The organism is Janthinobacterium sp. SUN026 (assembly GCF_030397625.1).
Lineage (GTDB): Bacteria > Pseudomonadota > Gammaproteobacteria > Burkholderiales > Burkholderiaceae_D > Janthinobacterium > Janthinobacterium kumbetense.
In genome coordinates this window covers 190,801-208,348 of record NZ_JAPQNU010000004.1, presented here as the reverse complement: position 1 = coordinate 208,348, position 17,548 = coordinate 190,801, and the positions used below count along the sequence as shown (strand labels likewise).

Sequence of the window (17,548 nt, the reverse complement as noted above, 5' to 3'; positions counted from 1 at the left end):
ATGCCACACGTCAACTTATTTGGCGGGACGCTCCTGCGCCACCACGGCCATCGCCGCGCCCAGGTATTGCAGCATGGCCCCGTCGACGAAGCTGCCTTCCATCAGACGCGGTTCCTGCTGGTGCGCCTGGCGGAATTTCAGCTGCGTGGCCGGGTTCGTGCCCGCATACGAGCGGAACAGTTCCAGCCACTGCCGCGCCAGCTGCAGCACGGCCGGGTCGGTGGGCGGCGTGCGCGCATCCATGGCGGCGCGCACGGCGGCGATCAGGGCCGGCCACTCGCCCGAACGCCTGCCGTAGTTGGCCACCAGGTACGCATATTCCTGCTCATCGAGGAAAGGTCGATACAGCGCAATGCGCGAGGCATTGAAGGCGGCGATGATGAATTGCATCACGTCCGCATCGACGCTGCTCGTCGCTTGCATCGATGGTTCCTGCTCGTGCATGCTGTTCAGGCGCGCGAACAGGCCCGGGTGGGCGCCCGTGTCGCGCACCAGCTTGACCATCCATTCCGTGGCCAGCGCTTGTGCTTGCGCATCGCCGGGGCCGGCGCCCGCCTCCTTGACGGCGCGCACCCTCGCTACCAGTGCTTTCCATTCCTGTTCCACGGCGCTATCTGTCAGCAGCGGCAGCTGTTGCAGTTCTTCGGGACTAAAGTATTTGTCGTACATGGTCATTAACTCCATAGTTGTGAGCCACTCGGCCAGTTCCGGCGCCTGCCCCTGCGCCAGTTGCGCCTGCAGGGTGCGCAGGCGTTCGCGCAGGGTGGAAGCTTGCGCGATCTGGCGTTCCAGCATGGCGATCTGCTGCGCCACGATGGAATGCAAAGGCAGGTCCGGGCCGGCGAGGGCGTTGGCGATATCGGCCAGCGACAACCCGAACTTGCGCAGCGCCATGATCCGGTGCAGCCGGTCCATGTCGCCGTGCTGGTACAGGCGGTAGCCAGCTTGCGTGCGCGCCGAGGGCGAGAGCAGACCGATGCTGTCGTAGTGGTGCAGGGTGCGGATGCTCAAGCCTGTCATCTTGGCCAGTTCACCGATTTTCAACAGCATGGGGTACTCCTTTCCGGGTGCGTGCAAGCAGAATCGCACCTGACGTAACGTCAGGGTCAAGCGGAATTTTCAACTGAATCAACTGAATCAACTGATCGTCAGCCGCTGCCGCAGTTCCTGCAGCAGGGTGCCTGTTTTCGGCGTCAGCTGGCGCGCTAGCGGCCACGCCAGGTACAGGGGCAAGCCTTGCGTGGCCAGTGCCGGCAGCACCGCCACGATGGCGCCCGTGGCCAGGTGCTCGTGCACCAGCCACGTAGCCAGCTGCGCCACGCCCAGGCCGGCCAGTACGGCGGCCGTGCGCGCTTCCGCGTCGCCCACCGTCATGCGGGGAGATGCCAGGCGGTGCTCGACCTGCCCGCCCGTGGCGACGTCAGGAAAGACCCACGGCATGGGCGAACCGTCGCCGCGCCCGTAGGCGATGCAGTCGTGGCCATCCAGATCCGCGATGGACGCGGGCGTGCCGCGCCGCGCCAGATAGCTGGGCGCGGCGCACAGGATCAGCTGTTCGTCGCCCAGGTGCATCTGGCCCAGCGCGGCCGGCCAGTGCGAGGGGGCGCCGATGCGCACGGCGATGTCGATGCGCTCCTCGAACAGGTCGACGAAGCGGTCGCTGAAGGCGATCGACGGCTGCAAGCGCGGATACTGCGCGCACAGTTCCAGCAGCGCCGGCATCACGCGCAGGCGCCCGTACGAGGCGGGTACGCCGATGCGCACCTTGCCCGCCAGCTCCGTCGCGTGTTCGGCCAGCACGTCTTCCGCATCCATCAGTTCCTGCAGCACGCGCTTGCAGGTGGCGTAGTAGGCGCGGCCCGCGTCGCTCAGTTTCAGCCGGCGCGTGCTGCGCTCGAACAGCAGCACGCCCAGCCGTTCTTCCAGCCGCGCCACGCTCTTGCTGACGGCCGAGCTGCTCAGGTGCAGGCGCTCGGCCGCCCTGGTAAAACTGCCCGCGTCGGCCGTGGCGAGAAATGGCGTGAGGCCCTTGAGATGTTCCGATGAAAACATGATCCGCGAATTTTATTCATGAATAGGGAGAAATAGTATCGCGGATAAGAATTGATGTCGCGGATATGATGTTTTTTTCTTTCGGAGGCTTTCTCTCATGCAAAAACACGCTCTCATCATCGGCGCCAGCGGCATCATCGGCAGCAATCTGGCCACGCACTTGCTGGCGCAGGGCTGGCAAGTGACGGGCGTTTCGCGCGGCCGCACGCCCGTGCCGGCAGGCTGCACTTCCCTGCAATTGGATGCCACGGATGGCGCGGCAGTAAACGCCGCCCTGGCGGGCCTGGACGCCAGCCACGTCTTTTTCACGGCCTGGGCACGCCAGGCAAACGAGCAGGAAAACATCCGCGTCAATGGCGCCATGGTGGCCAATGTGCTGGCCGCGCTGGGACCGGCCGGCCACTTGCGCCATGCGGCGCTGGTCACTGGCCTCAAGCATTACCTGGGACCGTTCGATGCGTATGGCAAGGGCAGCGTGCCCGTCACGCCATTTCGCGAAGAGCAGGGCCGACAAGCGGTCGAGAATTTCTACTATGCTCAGGAAGACCGGCTGTTTGAAGCGGCCGCGCAGTACGGTTTTACGTGGAGCGTGCACCGCCCGCATACCATCATCGGCTACGCGCTGGGCAATGCCATGAACATGGGCCTGACCCTGGCCGTGTATGCGAATTTGTGCAAGGCCGGCGGCCAGCCCTTCGTGTTTCCCGGTTCGCCCGCGCAATGGCACGGCTTGTCCGACATGACGGACGCGGGCCAGATCGCGCGCCACCTGGCGTGGGCGGCCGACAGCCCGGCCGCGCGCAACGAGGATTTCAATATCGTCAATGGCGACGTCTTCCGCTGGAAGTGGCTGTGGCCGTGCCTGGCCGCCTATTTCGGCGTCGCGGCGGCCGACCTGCCCGAGGTGATGGCACCGCTGGCCGAGCGCATGCAGGATGCCCCCGCCCAGTGGCGCGCCATCGCGCAGCAGCATGATCTGGTCGAGCTGGATGTCGGCCGCCTCGCTTCCTGGTGGCATACGGATGCCGACCTGGGCCGGCCGATGGAAGTGATGACGGACATGGGCAAGAGCCGCAAGGCCGGCTTCCTTGATTACCAGGATACGCAAGACGCCTTCTTCCAGCTGTTCGAGAAGTTGAAGGCGGAACGCGTCATTCCGCGCTGACGGACTCCGCGGCAGCCGGTGGCGGGGTTGTCGCGGCTGCTGCCGCTGCCGCCGCATTTGCCGCATTTACTTTATGCTGCTGCGCCCGCTGCCATTCCAGGCCCGGGCGGTCGACGCGAAATTGCAGCAGCCGTCCCTGCACCACTTCCGTCACGTACGCCGTGCGGCCATCGGGGCCGCCGAAGGTGATGTTACTCGGCTTGGCGCCGGGCACGCTGATCTCGCGCAAGATGCGGCCCTGCGGCGATAGTTTGACCACGCTGCCCTTGCCGTAGCGCGTCACATACAGGTTGCCGTCGACGTCCACGCGCATGCCGTCCATGCCGAAATCGTCGAACTCGATCAGCAATCGCTTGCCGCTCAGGCTGCCGTCCGCGGCGATGTCGTACATCCAGATATTGCGCTGCACGCTTTCATTCACATACAAGATATTGCCGTCAGGACTCACTTCGATGCCATTGGCCGTGCCCATGGTGTCGAGCGCCAGGGTCACCGTACCGTCTTGCGCGATGCGCCACACGCGGCCCGTGTTTTCCTTCCAGTTCGGGTCGCTCGCATACAGTACGTCGTCGGCCGTGATGGCGATGTCGTTCGGCTGCGTCATGCGCGGTTCGCGTGCGTGGATGGCGAGCGCGCGCGTGGCCGGGTCGACCAGGTAAATCGTGTGTTCCATGTAGTCGGCCAAGTACATCTGCCCGCGGCTGCCGAAGCGGATGCCGTTGGCGATGCTGGTGCCAGGCAGGGTCAGGTACACCTCGCCCATGCCGCCGGGGCTGACCTTGCCGATGGTTTGCTGGCGCGCAAAGTTGACGGCGTAGATATTGCCATCCGCATCCACGGCCGGGCCTTCGACGCCCTTGGTGAAGGAGTGCGCGGGCGTGAGGATGGTGGCGAGGAACAGCGTTTCGTGCGCCGGCGGGCTGGCGCAGGCGGACAGGTTGGCCAGCGCGGCGGCCAGCACGGCCGTGCGCAGCGACGGCAGGGCGTATCGGGAATGGGGCATCGGGTGTTCTCTGTATGGCGAAGGTGGCGTATGTTACCCGACGCGCGCCGACGCAGGCGCCTGGCTAGGTTGCCACCTAGGCCGCCACCACGACGAGGTCGGGGAAGTCGTCTTGCCAGCCGTCCCAGTCGTCTTGCAGATGGGCATGCATGCCGGCCCGGTCTTGCGCCTGATCAAAGGTGTCGGCGCTGGCCAGCAGGAAGCGGGCGATGGCGCGCAGGGTGGCCGGGTCGGCGTGGATGGTCACGTCGGAGCAGGGCAGGGGCCGCTCGGCGGCGACGTCCTGCAGATAGCAGTGCAGCGATAAATGTGTGCTCATGGGTGTCGGTGGCTGATATAGGCGCCCAGCATGGCGTGTGCGTTCAGCGCGGTGCGGGCGGCGTCCAGTTCCTCGGGCGGCAGATACCAGAAAGTCAAGCCGGCATGCTCTTCGCAGCGGCCATACGCCTGCATCGCGTCGCGCAGCGCTTGCCGGCGCTCGGGCGGCAGCGCATCCAGTCTGGCTTGCGTGAAACCGTTGATCGGATATACATCGCGCAGGTGCGAATCTTGCAGCCCGCGCCGCTTGATGGCGGCCCAGTTATTTGCGGGGCAAGGAGTGCCAAAGGTCATCGGATGGGCTTCATCGATCTGCCGGTAGCCGAGTGCGTAGCCGGTGCCATAGCCCTGCGTTTCAGCGTAGCAGTACACATATTCGCAATGCTCAAACAGGCCGGGTATGGCCCGGGCACCGTCGAACAACGGCATCAGCGCAAGCTTGCTGGCGCGTATGGACAGAACCAGCTCCGAGCCCGATGAATACATGGCCTGCGCGTCGCAGTTGACGGCCTCGTCAGCTTCGTCGGGCGGCACGAGACGCGGCGAAAGCAGTCCGATGCCGTCGGTCTCTGGCGCGAACAGCATCTTCTCGTAATTTCGCTGTGAGAACTTGACGATCTTGCCGCGCTTGTTGCCGTAGCGCTCGACGGGTTCGCCGATGTGCGCGAACCAGGCGAACAGCTGTGCGCTGGCCGCGGCGGCAATGAAGGGGGTATTTTTCTTGAATTCGCCTACCAGGAAGTGATATTGGTCCATGTGTCGCCAGAGTGAATGGGTAACGCGCATGATGCCATGTGCGGGAACGTGCGGCTAGCGCGCACGCGAGGAATGGCGCAGGTCTGGATGCACGGTGATGAAGCAGGACGGGTGGAATGGAAAAAGATGCGCGACAGGACGGCGCAATGGCCGGGTTGAGGCGTATGATGGAAATACGGATGTGGTTGCCGCAATGCAGTGCGACCGGCATGGGCCGCACGTCTTGCAGGTTTTTTTCGTGGTTTTGGCAGCAATAACAACGAGGAGACATCATGGACAAACCCGAATTCATCCTGGCCGCCAAGGCCATGGAAACCCTTGAGATGTATCAAACGTTTTACGGGCACTCCAGCGAATACCAGGCGCACCAGCAGGAAGTCTTGAAACTGCTGCGCCACAAGGGCGCCTCCCTGCTGGTGTCGGACCATGGCCCGGCGAAGTTCTTGCTGGCGTTTGCCGATGCGCTGGAGGTGGCCAGCTTGCCGGGGGAATACGTGCCGCTCAGCCGCAGGTAGGGCGGGCGCTGCCTGTCAGCCGCGTGTGTCGTCGAGAAAAGAGCGAGCACCATGGCGCAGCAGGCAAAATAATTATTCATCCATGCTCCCTGGCAAGTGCAGTGGTAATTTTTTTGTATCTTGTTTGTGACGATGTGTGAGTATGTTGCTGCCTATTTGGTGCACACTTTGCGGCATGTCAATCCGGGAGTGTCGCCATGATCAGGTCACGCAGCTTGCCGCCACGCTTGTTGGGAGCAGGTTTCCGTGGTTTTTCCTTGCTGCCGCTGGCCATCTCATTTGTCGTGCTGGTGTGCCTGTCGCTCCTGGCGATCCAGTTCTGGATGACCTTGCGCGCACGGGAAGTACAGCTGAGTGAGGCGGCCCGCGAAAGCGCCAATCTGGCGCAATCTGTTGCGCAGCATGCCTATGACACCATCAAGGAAGCCGATACGGTGCTGGTCGGACTGGTGGAGCGGGTGGAAACAGACGGTGTTTCCGATAGCGAATTGGCCCGTGTGCACAAATTGCTGGTCGCCCGTGTCGCCGAGCTGCGCCAGTTGCACGGCATCTTCATCTATGCGAGGGATGGCAGCTGGCTCGTGAATTCGCAGAAAACGCTGTTGAGCAATCTGAATAATTCTGATCGGGATTATTTCAACTACCATCGAACGCATGAGGACCGGGGGCCCTATGTCGGACCTCCCGTGCGCAGCAAATCAACGGGGCAATGGATAGTCACGGTATCACGGCGAATCAATATGCCCGACGGAAGTTTCGGCGGCGTGGCGCTGGCGACCATCGACATGAATTATTTCAGGCTGTTTTATGAACGTTTTTCGATAGGGGAAAAAGGCGCCATTTTCATTGCGAATGGAAAAGGCATTCTTTTATTGCGGAGGCCTTTCGATGAAAGCCTGTTGGGACGCGATATTTCGCAATTCCCCGTATTCCACGATTATTTGCCCAAAAGTCCCGTTGGCACGGCCGTGATCAAGTCGGGCGTCGATGGCGTGACGCGTATCAATAGCTATCGAAGGGTCGAGGAATACCCGCTGGTTGTCTCTGCCGCACTGTCACAGGATGAAGTCCTCGCTTCGTGGCGTCTCGACACGATTTTGCAGAACGCGGTGGGTGGCGTGCTGGTGCTGCTGATTGCCTTCATCGGATACCGCGTGGTGCGGCAAATCGATTTGCGGGTCAAGAGCGAGGCTGGATTGCTCGAGGCGCGCAATGAACTGGAATTGATCAATGAAACCCTGGCCCGCCTTGCCAACCAGGATGGATTGACGGGGCTGGCGAACCGGCGCCACTTCGACCAGTCGCTGCTTGCCGAGTTCAGCCGTGCACAGCGTGAAGACGGCTCGCTTGCGCTGGTGTTGATCGATGTCGACTTCTTCAAGCAATACAACGATATCTATGGCCATGTGGCCGGCGACGAGTGCCTGAGAAAAATCGGCAAAGTGGTCGGCTACAGCATGCGCAGGCCGGGCGACCTGGCGGCACGCTATGGTGGCGAGGAAATGGTCATTTTATTGCCTGGAACGGATTTGCCGGGCGCCCTGGCGGTGGCGGAAGGTGTTCGCCAGGCAGCGCAATCGCTGGGCGTCGAACATCGGGGCAATCCCCTGGGCGTGGTGACGGTCAGCGTCGGCGTGGCGGCTTTCATGCCGACGCACCTGGAAAACCAGGCGGTCGAACTGGTTGAACTCGCTGATACGGCACTGTACAAGGCCAAGGCATCCGGCAGAAATCAAGTCTGTTATGCCTCGCCTTGCGAGCCGGCCGAGCAGGCCGCGACTGCTTTTGCGTTTCGATAGCGATTGCTGACGGCTGAGGAAGGGGCGCGCGTGCGCCAGCCTTGTCCATGTACAATCGGCAACATCCGGATCGACGTATCCGCCCCTTCATTGCGGAGTACGCCTGAGCGTGACACAAACATTGCAAACCTGGCTGCAGGCCTGGCGGGAAGCCTTCACGTGCATCGGCCTGGGAGTGCGCGATGCGCGTCATGCGGGGCTGTGGTGGCGCTCCGCGCTGTGGTGCATGGCGGTCGTGGCCCTGTGGCTGGGGCTGTATGGCTGCTTCGGCCGTTTTTTTGTCGAGCTGAGCGCCATGCTGGCGCTGGTGTCGGTTACCGGCTTGCTGGGCCTGGGCGTGATGGATGGCGTCGGGACACTGGCCAACGGGCCTGCCACGCTCTCGCAGATGGGCAATGTCGCTGGTAGCCTGGGCAGCGCCGCCAAGGCCCTGCTGTCGATAGGCCAGATCGCCCTGGCCTTGCTGGCGCTGGCCACCTTGTTCTATGTCATGGTCTTTATCGTCGGCGCCATCGGCACGGCGCGCTTGCCGCTGCGCTGGCTGTTGCTGGAACGGGCCAAGGCTGTGGCGGCACGCCGCTATGCCTCGTGGCAAGCGCCGGCCGGCCTGGAGCTGTCCGCCCCGCCCCCCGTCTGGCGGCGCCTGTTGCTGCTGCTTTCCCTGCTGATCCCCGTGTGGGCCATGTGCGTGCTGGTGTCGTACCTGCTGGCTTGGAATGTCCGGATGATCTACGGCGCGGCGGCCGAAGACGTGCTCGGCGCAGAACAGTAAGCGGCGTTGCGCCGCGCGCAGCGCCCGGCGATTGCTGCCCTGGGTCTGCTGCTGTGCTTGCTGATGCTGATACCGGTCCTCAATTTACTGGTGCCAGCCTTGCTGTGCAGCAGTGTTTGCCATTTGCAGCGCCGCGGCTGGCGTGCAACGGGGTCAGCAACCAACATGGAGTGAACAAGGAATAAACATGAGTGAACACGCAAGACGCGGCACCCTGGAACGCGCGATTGAAATCGCCGCCGCCGCCCATGCCGGCCAGACGGACAAGGGCGGCGCGCCATACATACTCCACCCCTTGCGCGTCATGCTGCGCGTCGCCCCTGGCGCCCAGCAAATTGTGGCCGTGCTGCATGATGTTGTGGAAGACAGCGATGGAAAAATCACCTTCGACGACCTGGCGCGCGAAGGATTTTCCCGGGAAGTCATCGACGGCGTGCGCGCCGTGACCAAGATCGAGGGCGAATCGTACGAGGATTTCATCGCCCGCGCGGCCCTGAATCCGGTCGGCAAGGCCGTCAAGCTGGCTGATCTGGCTGAGAACAGCGAGTTGTCGAGGATAGGGGAGCCAACGCAGAAGGATTTGGAGAGGGGGGAGAAGTATCGGAGGGCGATGGGATATTTGCTGGGGGAGGTTCTTTAGTCTCAACGTGGCACTGCGCGATCTTGCGCTTGTTCAATGTCATGGCTGCAATTAGCGATAACGCCATTAACGTACAGGGATTTGATCCTTCGCAATGCTCAGAAGATGTATAACGGCAAAAATTGTCGAGTGTGCAGATTTCTTTGCGTGGCGCGAGGATTCCTGCCAGGGACGTCGGTGCGTAACATCTGCATCGAGATGTGCAGCGAGCACTGTTTGTTGCCATGGTTTGAACTGAGCGCTGGGATGTTACATTCAGGAGCACGCATGCTGGAATTGCAGCCAAGGGATGCACGCGGCTACTTTAATCTTCCGCAAAGGCCGGAAGGCGCGGGATATTACACCTATGGCACACCGCCCAATGGCGCCGGACAATATGCCCATCCCAAGTTACTTTCGCTACTATTTTTGGTCGAGCATCAATGGCAAGGTATCGATAGTCGGAAAATTGGTTTTGGAAATATCAGCTTGGCTGATGGCGTTGTTTACCATGACCATGCGAGCCATCGAAGCGGAAAAGACGTCGACGTCCGATTGTTTCGCAAAGATAAAATGGAGCGCGCGGTGACAAGGTTTGACACGCAATATGATCGCGATGCAACGGCGCAGCTAATCCGCATATTTTTTGAATTCAGCTTTGTCCAAGTTATTTATTTTAATGACCCTACTATCCCCCGGATAAGACCACTCATACATCACGACGACCATTTTCACATCACGATTAAATAGCGGGACGGATGACATGAAACGCCTTCTCGCTGTTTTTCCGCTCCTTGTCGTTGCTATGGCCATGGCTCAGTCCGCTCCCAAATGGTTATTTTCGTATCAGTCATTCAAAGGCCGCTATGCCATCTATAGCGGAGGCTTGAGCGATCCGCAACCGTCGACCAGTAAAGACAAGCGCATCGCGTTCTGGATCGACGGCAAGGCGGCAAAGCAGCTATTCGATGCGATGGGGCCGGACTTGCGCAACGTGTGCGGTATGGACGGCGAATATCGCCTGCGCCAGCGGGCGGAAGTGCGCTGCTCCTATCATCCCCGTGATGGGCACCATTGCGACTTCGGTTTTGATCTGGTGACCGGGCGCAGCATCGGCGGCTCCGTATGCTGAGGCGCGCCAGCCTGCTATTCGTCGCGCTGCTGTGCTTGTTGTTGGCGCATCAGGCCAGGGCCGTATGGGAATTCGTGCAAAAGGATTTTTCAGGGGGCTACGCGATCTATGGCGCATATCTCGACGATGCAGTGGCACCGGTTGCGGGCGATACCAAAGTTGCGTTTCGTTTGACGGGAGGCGCTGCAAAGGACATGTTCGACGCCATCGGGCCGGATATGCGCGATGGCTGCCCCGATCCGCAAATACGCATTCGCAATCGTGACATGCTGCTGTGCCGGCACCGTCCGAAAAATGGCTATCGCTGTGATTTTGGTTTCGATTTGTCGACGGGCTTGAGTATCGGGGGAGCGGTGGGTGGGGCGGTGTGTGGGGAGTAATGGGGGCGACCGGTCACCGGGTACGAGCAAGAGCTTTGCGGATGGCTTGTTCGGCGGGGCGGTCTATCAGCGCCAAAACGATGACCATGACAGCGGTAACGATCAGTCCGGCCAGCAAATCAGGGTCAGGGAAAAGTTGCTGATTGGTGATGGCACCGGGCACTGTTGCTCGTTTCCAGACAAGGAGCAACAGTGCGGCACCCGCGGCGAGAAGCATGGCCGGTCGACGATGGTGCAAGCGGGCGATTTGTCCCATCAGCAGCAGCGCGATACCCCACGCAAAGGGATATAAGCCGTGGTCGAACAAGATCATGCGCTCATCGTAGTATGCGCCCGTGTACCAGGTAAAACGGGAGACGCCGAAAAGACCATAGGCGACGAGGGCCACGGCTAGCACGAGGAAACTGGAGGAAAGGAGGCGAGCAATTTTCATGGTTGGGGTTTCTTTACCAATGCCTCGATATTGTGCCCGATCAGGTGGCCTTGCTGCTTGGTTACTTTGATGGTCTTGTCTTTGCTGAATATGGCTCGCTTGCCGTGTTTGTAGTCTTGCTTGCTATTTTTTTCTCGCCGCCGGCGTGGCTCGCCGGGCCACCTTTGCGTATGATTTTACCGGCTAAAGGACGAGGGGCACGTCCGCCATTCGTACACGGCCTGAGAAGTTGATGTTGTCGTTAGGAAAAACCGCCTGCGGCGCAAAACCTAACCAGACGAATCGGAGGGGGTTGCGCTTGCAAGCGCAACCCGGTTTTGCGGCGCCGAGCTGCGCTCGCCGAAGCCCCGCAAAACCCCCGCGTCCGTACCGGACGCGGATTCGACGCCCGCGTTCTGCATGCATGGAATAAATAAAAAGGGCCTCCCCGCCAAAACGGGGAAGCCCTTTTATTTATTCAGTGGTGGAGACGGCGGGAATCGAACCCGCGTCCGCAAGCACTCCACAGACAGTTCTACATACTTAGCACTATCATTTAATTTAACTCAGCCAGCACGGATGTGCACGTTATGGGCAAGCGAGTTACCTATTATTTAGTCGGACGCTAAGTAACCCAGCATACGACGAGTCCCTGTAAATGACTCTAGAGCTTTTGACGGCCCACCCCAGGGACGAGGTGTTCTAGAGCTAACAGCGATTAAGCTGCCAGTGCGTACGAGTTATCGTTTGCAGTTAAGTTTTTTCAGGTTGTATTTACGAGGTAGCCCGCCCTCGGTATGCCCTGCGCTGCTTTGCAACCCACGTCGAAACCAGGTCGTCCCCACAGAACCTTCATTGTAGCGCAATCCGCCCACTCTTGCATGGTGCATTCGCTTGCTGGTGTGCCAGATCAAGCGCGGGCCGATTTATGCCGCCAATTGCCGCGCCTGCGCCGCCTTCACTACCGCGCTGATCAGCTCGAGCAGCGCATGCGGGGTATCCAGCAGGTGGTCGGCGTTCCAGTGCTGCGGTTCGACGGGGCCGCAGTAGCCCCAGGCGCAGGCCACCGTGCGCATGCCGGCGGCGCGGCCGGCCTGGATGTCGCGCAGGTCGTCGCCCACGTACCAGCAGTCTTGCGGCGCCAGGTCCAGGCGGCGCGCCGCTTCCAGCAGGGGGGCGGGGTGCGGTTTCGGGTGCGCCATGGTGTCGCCCGAAATCACGCAGCCGGCGGCGCCCAGGCCGATCTGGCCCACCAGCGGGTCGGTGAAGCGGGCGGCCTTGTTGGTGACCACGCCCCAGGCCAAGCCCAGGGCTTGCAGGCCTTCCAGCAGGGCAGGGATGCCGTCGAACAGGCGGCTTTCCACGGCCAGGGCCGCTTCGTAATTGTTCAGGAATCCGTCTTTCAGGGCTTCGTAGCCGCTTTCGCCGGGGCCGATGCCGTAGGATGCACCGATCATGCCGCGCGCGCCGGCCGAGGCCGTGGGGCGCAGGACGTCATACGGGGTCGGCGCCAGGCCGGCGCGCGCGCGCAGCAGGTTGATGGCCGCCGCCAGGTCGGGCGCGGTGTCGGCCAGGGTGCCGTCGAGGTCGAACAGGATGGCGCGCGGGGCTGGCAGATGGTCAGTGATCATGGCGGAAAAAGTGTGTCAAGTAGGAATGAAAAATGGCGGCCGCAGCCGCCTTGTATTGTGCGTGATGGTTACAGCGGCCGGGTGCAGGCCACCAGATAATTGACGCTGGTATCGCTATTAAGTGAGTAAATCTTGGTCAGCGGATTGTAGCCCATGCCGCGCATGCTGTTGACGTCCAGGCCGGCGCTGCGCACGTATTGCGACAGTTCGGACGGGGTGATGAATTTGTCATAGTCATGCGTGCCTTTCGGCAGCAGGCGCAGCAGGTATTCGGCGCCCAGGATGGCGAACAGGTACGCTTTCGGGTTGCGGTTCAGGGTCGACAGGAACACGTGGCCGCCCGGTTTCACCAGCGCGGCGCAAGCCTTGACGATGGCGGCGGGGTCCGGCACGTGCTCGAGCATTTCCATGCAGGTCACGACGTCGTACTGGCCGGCCTCTTCCTCGGCCATGGCTTCGGCGGCGATCAGCTTGTAGCGCACCTTGGCGCCCGATTCCAGGCTGTGCAGGTCGGCCACTTTCAAGGCCTTGTCGGACAGGTCGATGCCCGTCACATCGGCACCCTTGCGGGCCATCGATTCGGCCAGGATGCCGCCGCCGCAGCCGATGTCGATCACGCGCTTGCCGGCCAGCGGCACTTTCGCGTTGATCCATTCCAGGCGCAGGGGGTTAATTTCGTGCAGGGGACGAAACTCGGAAGTGGGGTCCCACCAGCGGTGGGCCAGCTCACTGAATTTTTGGATTTCGAGAGGGTCGGCGTTCATAGGTCGAATAATAGCGGCAATTTTACAATTGGGCAGCCACGGACGAAAAAAAACCCCGCCGTGGCGGGGTTTTTCATGCTGTTCTTGACTTGCGCGATGACTTGCGGCAAGTCCAGGGGTTCAGCTATTACTTGTTGCGGGTACCAACAACTTCGATTTCCACGCGACGGTTTTTCGCACGGCCTTCGGCAGTTTTGTTATCAGCAACAGGTTGTTTCTCGCCTTTGCCTTCGGTGTACACGCGGTTGCTTTCAACGCCTTTGGTGACCAGGTAGGCTTTGACAGCATCAGCACGACGTACCGACAGTTTTTGGTTGTAAGCATCGGTGCCGACGGAGTCGGTGTGACCCACAGCGATGATGACTTCCAGGTTGATGCCGCCCAGTTGTGCGGACAGCTCGTCCAGCTTGGCTTTGCCTTCTGGCTTCAGCGTAGCTTTGTCGAAATCGAAGAATGCATCAGCAGCGAAGCTGACTTTTTCCGAGGTAGGAGCAACTACGACTGGTACTGGTACGACAACGACTGGTGCCGGTGCTGGTACGACTGGTGCTGGAGGAGCCACGCATTTGCCGTCTTGCAGGGTTTCTGGCTCTACGCACAGTGGCACGTCGCAACCTGGCACTGCGTCAGCAGGTGTCCAGTAGCCGGTACGCCAGCACAGGCCGAATGGGTCACGCACGATCACGCCGCGGGCATCTTGCACGTAAGCGCTTTTTGGGCTTGGTGCTTTGATGTCAGTGGTAACTGGCGCGAATGGTGGGGAGGTTGGGGTTTGGGCCGAAGCCGAGCCAGCAATCACTGCGGATGCAGCGAAAAACAGCGTTACAAATTTATTCATTCTTTTTTCCTTTCGGGGGGTGATATCCGCAGAACAACACTGCGCTACTGGTGCTACGTGCCAAGATTTTATCATGTAGACCATATGCGCTCGTTTCAGATTGCGAAACTAGCAATTAACTTCCCAGTCATTTTGCCACACGCATCAGGGGCGCACGACCGTGGTTAAATCAAAGCTTGCCCGATTTTAGACCGCGCGTTGTTTTTGCGCAACGAAAATGCCCATTTGTAACGCGTCTGTAACAATTGATCGCTTTTTTTGCCTCTTTTAAGGGCAGGTATCTTGAACTGGTATTGCCATTGTGCATTATCGAGAGGTCAGGCTGCACGGCTCCGGTGCAAACTGCCAATCTTGTTGGTATGGCCAATTTGTGCAGGTAGCTGGGCGCGCATGCTAAAATCGTGCGCTTGACTGTTAAGAGTGTCGGGCAAATGCCCACGGCGGCACTGCATGGCCAGCTCGTACCACTGCGGTGCACGTACTGGCCGTGCCGCCAGCCCGCCGATTTGTTCCGGTACTCTGCGACATGGAAGCCGGGCCGCGCCAGCAGCGCGCGGCGCGGCGTCCACGACGACAGCCACCCAGGATATGCAGTATTGCGTCATACATTGCGTAACAGATAAGTTAACCACAGCCTGAGATCAGTCGAACCGCCAATGGATCAATTCGCAAAAGAAACAATTCCTATTTCCCTCGAAGAAGAGATGCGCAAGAGCTACCTCGATTACGCCATGAGCGTGATCGTCGGTCGCGCCTTGCCCGATGCGCGCGATGGCTTGAAGCCAGTGCACCGCCGCGTCTTGTTCGCGATGCATGAAATGAACAACGTGTGGAACCGCCCTTACGTCAAGTGCGCCCGCGTGGTCGGCGAAACCATGGGTAAATACCATCCCCACGGCGATGCCTCGATCTACGACACGCTGGTGCGCATGGCGCAGGATTTCTCGCTGCGCTACATGCTCGTCGATGGCCAGGGCAACTTCGGTTCCGTCGACGGCGACGGCGCCGCGGCGATGCGTTACACCGAGTGCCGCCTGGACAAGATCGCCAGCGAGTTGCTGGCCGATATCGACAAGGACACCGTCGACTTCCAGCCCAACTACGATGGCAAGGAAAAGGAACCGACGGTCTTGCCGACGCGTATCCCGAACCTGCTGATCAATGGCTCGTCCGGTATCGCGGTCGGCATGGCGACGAACATTCCGCCTCACAACATTACCGAAGTCATCGACGGTGCGCTGCACGTGCTGCGCAACCCCGAGTGCACGATCGATGAATTGATCGAGCTGATCCCGGCGCCGGACTTCCCGACGGCCGGCATCATCTATGGCGTGTCCGGCGTGCGCGACGGCTACCGCACGGGCCGCGGCCGCGTCGTCATGCGCGCCAAGACCCACTTCGAAGAATACGGCAAGGATGGCGGCCGCATCGCCATCATCGTCGACGAGCTGCCATTCCAGGTCAACAAGAAATCCTTGCTGGAACGCATCGCTGAAAACGTGCGCGACAAGAAGCTCGACGGCATTTCCGACATCCGCGACGAATCCGACAAGTCGGGCATGCGCGTGGTGATCGAGCTGAAACGAGGCGAAGTGCCGGAAGTGGTGCTGAACAACCTGTACAAGCAGACCCAGTTGCAAGACACCTTCGGCATGAACATGGTGGCCCTGGTCGATGGCCAGCCGAAGCTGCTGAACCTCAAGCAGATGCTGCAATGCTTCCTGTCGCACCGCCGCGAAGTGGTGACGCGCCGCACCGTGTTCGAACTGCGCAAGGCGCGCGAACGCGGTCACGTATTGGAAGGCCTGGCTGTCGCGCTGGCCAACATCGATGACTTCATCGCCATCATCAAGGCCGCGCCGACGCCGCCGATCGCCAAGGTCGAGCTGATGGCCAAGGCCTGGGACTCGTCCGTCGTGCGCGAAATGCTGGCCCGCACGGGCGACGGCTCGACGCCAGGCGGCATCGACGCCTACCGTCCGGAAAATCTGCCGAAGCACTATGGCATGCAGGGCGATGGCCTGTACAAGCTGTCGGACGACCAGGCGCAGGAAATTCTGCAAATGCGCCTGCAGCGCCTGACCGGCCTGGAACAGGACAAGATCGTCAACGAGTACAAGGACGTGATGGAACATATCGCCGACTTGCTCGACATCCTGGCCAAGCCGGAACGCGTCACCGTCATCATCACCGACGAAATGACGGCGGCGAAGAACGAATACGGCGCCGGCAACAAGGACGTGCGCCGCTCGCAGATCGAGTTGAATGCCACCGACCTGGAAACGGAAGATCTGATCACGCCGCAGGACATGGTCGTGACCCTGTCGCACACGGGCTACATGAAGGCCCAGCCGATCACCGAATACCGCGCGCAGAAGCGCGGCGGCCGCGGCAAGCAGGCGATGGCGACGAAAGAGGAAGACTGGATCGACCAGCTGTTCATCGCCAACACGCACGACTACATCCTGTGCTTCTCGGATCGTGGCCGCATGTACTGGCTGAAGGTGTGGGAAGTGCCGCAAGGCTCGCGCAATTCGCGCGGCAAGCCGATCGTCAACATGTTCCCGCTGCAGGACAACGAAAAGATCACCGTGATCCTGCCGCTGTCGGGCGAGAACCGCACGTTCCCGGAAGACCATTACGTGTTCATGTCGACCAGCCTCGGTACCGTCAAGAAGACGCCGCTGAAGGACTTCAGCAATCCACGCAAGGCCGGCATCATCGCGGTCGACCTGGACGACGGCGACTTCCTGATCGGCGCGGCGCTGACCGACGGCCAGCACGACGTGATGCTGTTCTCCGATTCGGGCAAGGCAGTGCGCTTCGACGAAAACGACGTGCGTCCGATGGGCCGTACGGCGCGCGGCGTGCGCGGCATGAACCTGGAAGAAGGCCAGCACGTGATCGCCCTGCTGGTGGCCGAGAACGAGCAGCAGTCGGTGCTGACGGCCACGGAAAACGGCTACGGCAAGCGTACGCCGATCACCGAGTACACGCGCCATGGCCGTGGCACGAAAGGCATGATCGCCATCCAGACCAGTGAGCGCAACGGTAAAGTGGTTGCCGCGACCCTGGTCGATACCAGCGATGAAATCATGCTGATCACCACCGGTGGCGTATTGATCCGCACCCGCGTGTCGGAAATCCGCGAGATGGGCCGCGCGACGCAGGGCGTGACCCTGATCGCCGTGGAAGACGGCACCAAGCTGTCCGGCCTGCAGCGCGTGGTGGAGACGGATATCGACGAAGTCGAGCTGACGACGGAGGCGGGCCAGGAGGCTGCGGCCGCGCCGGCAGCGGCTGAACCGGCCGATCCTGTCGACCCGGCGCAGCCGGAGTAAGATGATTGGGGCTCTTTCGGGAGCCCCAATTGCTGTTGGCGTGCCAGTTGC

General features: G+C 61.0%; 18 protein-coding genes and 1 other RNA gene. 9 read left to right on the top strand and 10 right to left on the bottom strand.

What is annotated here, in order from left to right; genetic code table 11:
- Nucleotides 1-15: 15 nt before the first annotated feature.
- Together OX459_RS19340 and OX459_RS19335 are read right to left on the bottom strand one after the other, a co-directional pair.
- Nucleotides 16-1,050: a MerR family transcriptional regulator gene (locus OX459_RS19340; RefSeq protein WP_289906228.1), complete on the bottom strand. Its 1,035-nt coding sequence runs from the start codon at nucleotides 1,048-1,050 to the stop codon at nucleotides 16-18.
- An 87-nt stretch (nucleotides 1,051-1,137) separates the two neighbouring features.
- Nucleotides 1,138-2,052, bottom strand: coding sequence for a LysR family transcriptional regulator (locus tag OX459_RS19335; protein ID WP_289906227.1), 915 nt, complete (start codon nucleotides 2,050-2,052; stop codon nucleotides 1,138-1,140).
- Nucleotides 2,053-2,149: 97 nt separating this feature from the next.
- On the opposite strand from OX459_RS19335, the gene OX459_RS19330 reads away from it, so the two are divergent.
- Nucleotides 2,150-3,217: an SDR family oxidoreductase gene (locus OX459_RS19330; protein ID WP_289906226.1), complete on the top strand. Its 1,068-nt coding sequence runs from the start codon at nucleotides 2,150-2,152 to the stop codon at nucleotides 3,215-3,217.
- Here the strand turns inward: OX459_RS19330 and OX459_RS19325 are convergent.
- The 3 genes from OX459_RS19325 to OX459_RS19315 form a co-directional block, all read right to left on the bottom strand.
- Entirely contained in the window at nucleotides 3,204-4,220 is a 1,017-nt protein-coding gene (locus OX459_RS19325) for an SMP-30/gluconolactonase/LRE family protein (RefSeq protein ID WP_289906225.1), read from the bottom strand. The two genes, OX459_RS19330 and OX459_RS19325, sit on opposite strands and share 14 nt — an antisense overlap.
- Nucleotides 4,221-4,296: 76 nt before the next feature.
- Complete coding sequence (locus tag OX459_RS19320) at nucleotides 4,297-4,539, bottom strand: hypothetical protein (RefSeq protein ID WP_289906224.1); 243 nt, start codon at nucleotides 4,537-4,539, stop codon at nucleotides 4,297-4,299.
- A complete protein-coding gene (locus tag OX459_RS19315) occupies nucleotides 4,536-5,294 on the bottom strand; it encodes a hypothetical protein (protein ID WP_099665162.1) in 759 nt (252 codons plus the stop codon). Before OX459_RS19315 ends, OX459_RS19320 begins: the two co-directional genes overlap by 4 nt.
- 272 nt (nucleotides 5,295-5,566) lie before the next feature.
- Between OX459_RS19315 and OX459_RS19310 the strand changes: the two genes are divergently transcribed.
- The 7 genes from OX459_RS19310 to OX459_RS19280 all read left to right on the top strand — a co-directional run bounded on the left by OX459_RS19310 (nucleotide 5,567) and on the right by OX459_RS19280 (nucleotide 10,511).
- A complete protein-coding gene (locus OX459_RS19310) occupies nucleotides 5,567-5,809 on the top strand; it encodes a hypothetical protein (protein WP_099665161.1) in 243 nt (80 codons plus the stop codon).
- A gap of 197 nt (nucleotides 5,810-6,006) precedes the next feature.
- Nucleotides 6,007-7,608: a sensor domain-containing diguanylate cyclase gene (locus tag OX459_RS19305; protein WP_289906223.1), complete on the top strand. Its 1,602-nt coding sequence runs from the start codon at nucleotides 6,007-6,009 to the stop codon at nucleotides 7,606-7,608.
- 109 nt (nucleotides 7,609-7,717) lie between these two features.
- Nucleotides 7,718-8,380 carry a hypothetical protein gene (locus OX459_RS19300; RefSeq protein ID WP_289906222.1) on the top strand — a complete coding sequence of 221 codons (663 nt, stop codon included), beginning with the start codon at nucleotides 7,718-7,720 and terminating at the stop codon, nucleotides 8,378-8,380.
- Between the two features lie 187 nt (nucleotides 8,381-8,567).
- Nucleotides 8,568-9,020, top strand: coding sequence for a GTP pyrophosphokinase (locus OX459_RS19295; protein WP_289906221.1), 453 nt, complete (start codon nucleotides 8,568-8,570; stop codon nucleotides 9,018-9,020).
- Between the two features lie 267 nt (nucleotides 9,021-9,287).
- A complete protein-coding gene (locus tag OX459_RS19290) occupies nucleotides 9,288-9,749 on the top strand; it encodes a penicillin-insensitive murein endopeptidase (RefSeq protein ID WP_289906220.1) in 462 nt (153 codons plus the stop codon).
- A 13-nt stretch (nucleotides 9,750-9,762) separates the two neighbouring features.
- Nucleotides 9,763-10,131, top strand: coding sequence for a hypothetical protein (locus OX459_RS19285; RefSeq protein WP_289906219.1), 369 nt, complete (start codon nucleotides 9,763-9,765; stop codon nucleotides 10,129-10,131).
- On the top strand, nucleotides 10,125-10,511 hold the full coding sequence (locus tag OX459_RS19280; RefSeq protein ID WP_289906218.1) for a hypothetical protein: 387 nt from the start codon (nucleotides 10,125-10,127) through the stop codon (nucleotides 10,509-10,511). The genes OX459_RS19285 and OX459_RS19280 overlap by 7 nt, the downstream gene beginning before the upstream one ends.
- 13 nt (nucleotides 10,512-10,524) lie before the next feature.
- Here the strand turns inward: OX459_RS19280 and OX459_RS19275 are convergent, their stop codons facing one another.
- From OX459_RS19275 to ompA, 5 genes are all read right to left on the bottom strand, one after another.
- On the bottom strand, nucleotides 10,525-10,944 hold the full coding sequence (locus OX459_RS19275; protein WP_289906217.1) for a hypothetical protein: 420 nt from the start codon (nucleotides 10,942-10,944) through the stop codon (nucleotides 10,525-10,527).
- 461 nt (nucleotides 10,945-11,405) lie between these two features.
- Nucleotides 11,406-11,766, bottom strand: a transfer-messenger RNA (tmRNA) gene (ssrA, locus tag OX459_RS19270).
- A gap of 83 nt (nucleotides 11,767-11,849) precedes the next feature.
- Nucleotides 11,850-12,554, bottom strand: a complete 705-nt coding sequence (locus OX459_RS19265) for an HAD-IA family hydrolase (RefSeq protein ID WP_289906216.1) — start codon at nucleotides 12,552-12,554, stop codon at nucleotides 11,850-11,852.
- Nucleotides 12,555-12,622: 68 nt separating this feature from the next.
- The gene (gene ubiG, locus OX459_RS19260; RefSeq protein WP_077400739.1) at nucleotides 12,623-13,318 is read right to left on the bottom strand and encodes a bifunctional 2-polyprenyl-6-hydroxyphenol methylase/3-demethylubiquinol 3-O-methyltransferase UbiG; all 696 of its coding nucleotides are present in this window, start codon (nucleotides 13,316-13,318) and stop codon (nucleotides 12,623-12,625) included.
- Nucleotides 13,319-13,445: 127 nt separating this feature from the next.
- On the bottom strand, nucleotides 13,446-14,156 hold the full coding sequence (ompA, locus tag OX459_RS19255; RefSeq protein WP_034782001.1) for an outer membrane protein OmpA: 711 nt from the start codon (nucleotides 14,154-14,156) through the stop codon (nucleotides 13,446-13,448).
- A 656-nt stretch (nucleotides 14,157-14,812) separates the two neighbouring features.
- Between ompA and gyrA the strand changes: the two genes are divergently transcribed.
- Nucleotides 14,813-17,497, top strand: coding sequence for a DNA gyrase subunit A (gene gyrA / locus OX459_RS19250; protein ID WP_251349945.1), 2,685 nt, complete (start codon nucleotides 14,813-14,815; stop codon nucleotides 17,495-17,497).
- Nucleotides 17,498-17,548 lie beyond the last annotated feature (51 nt).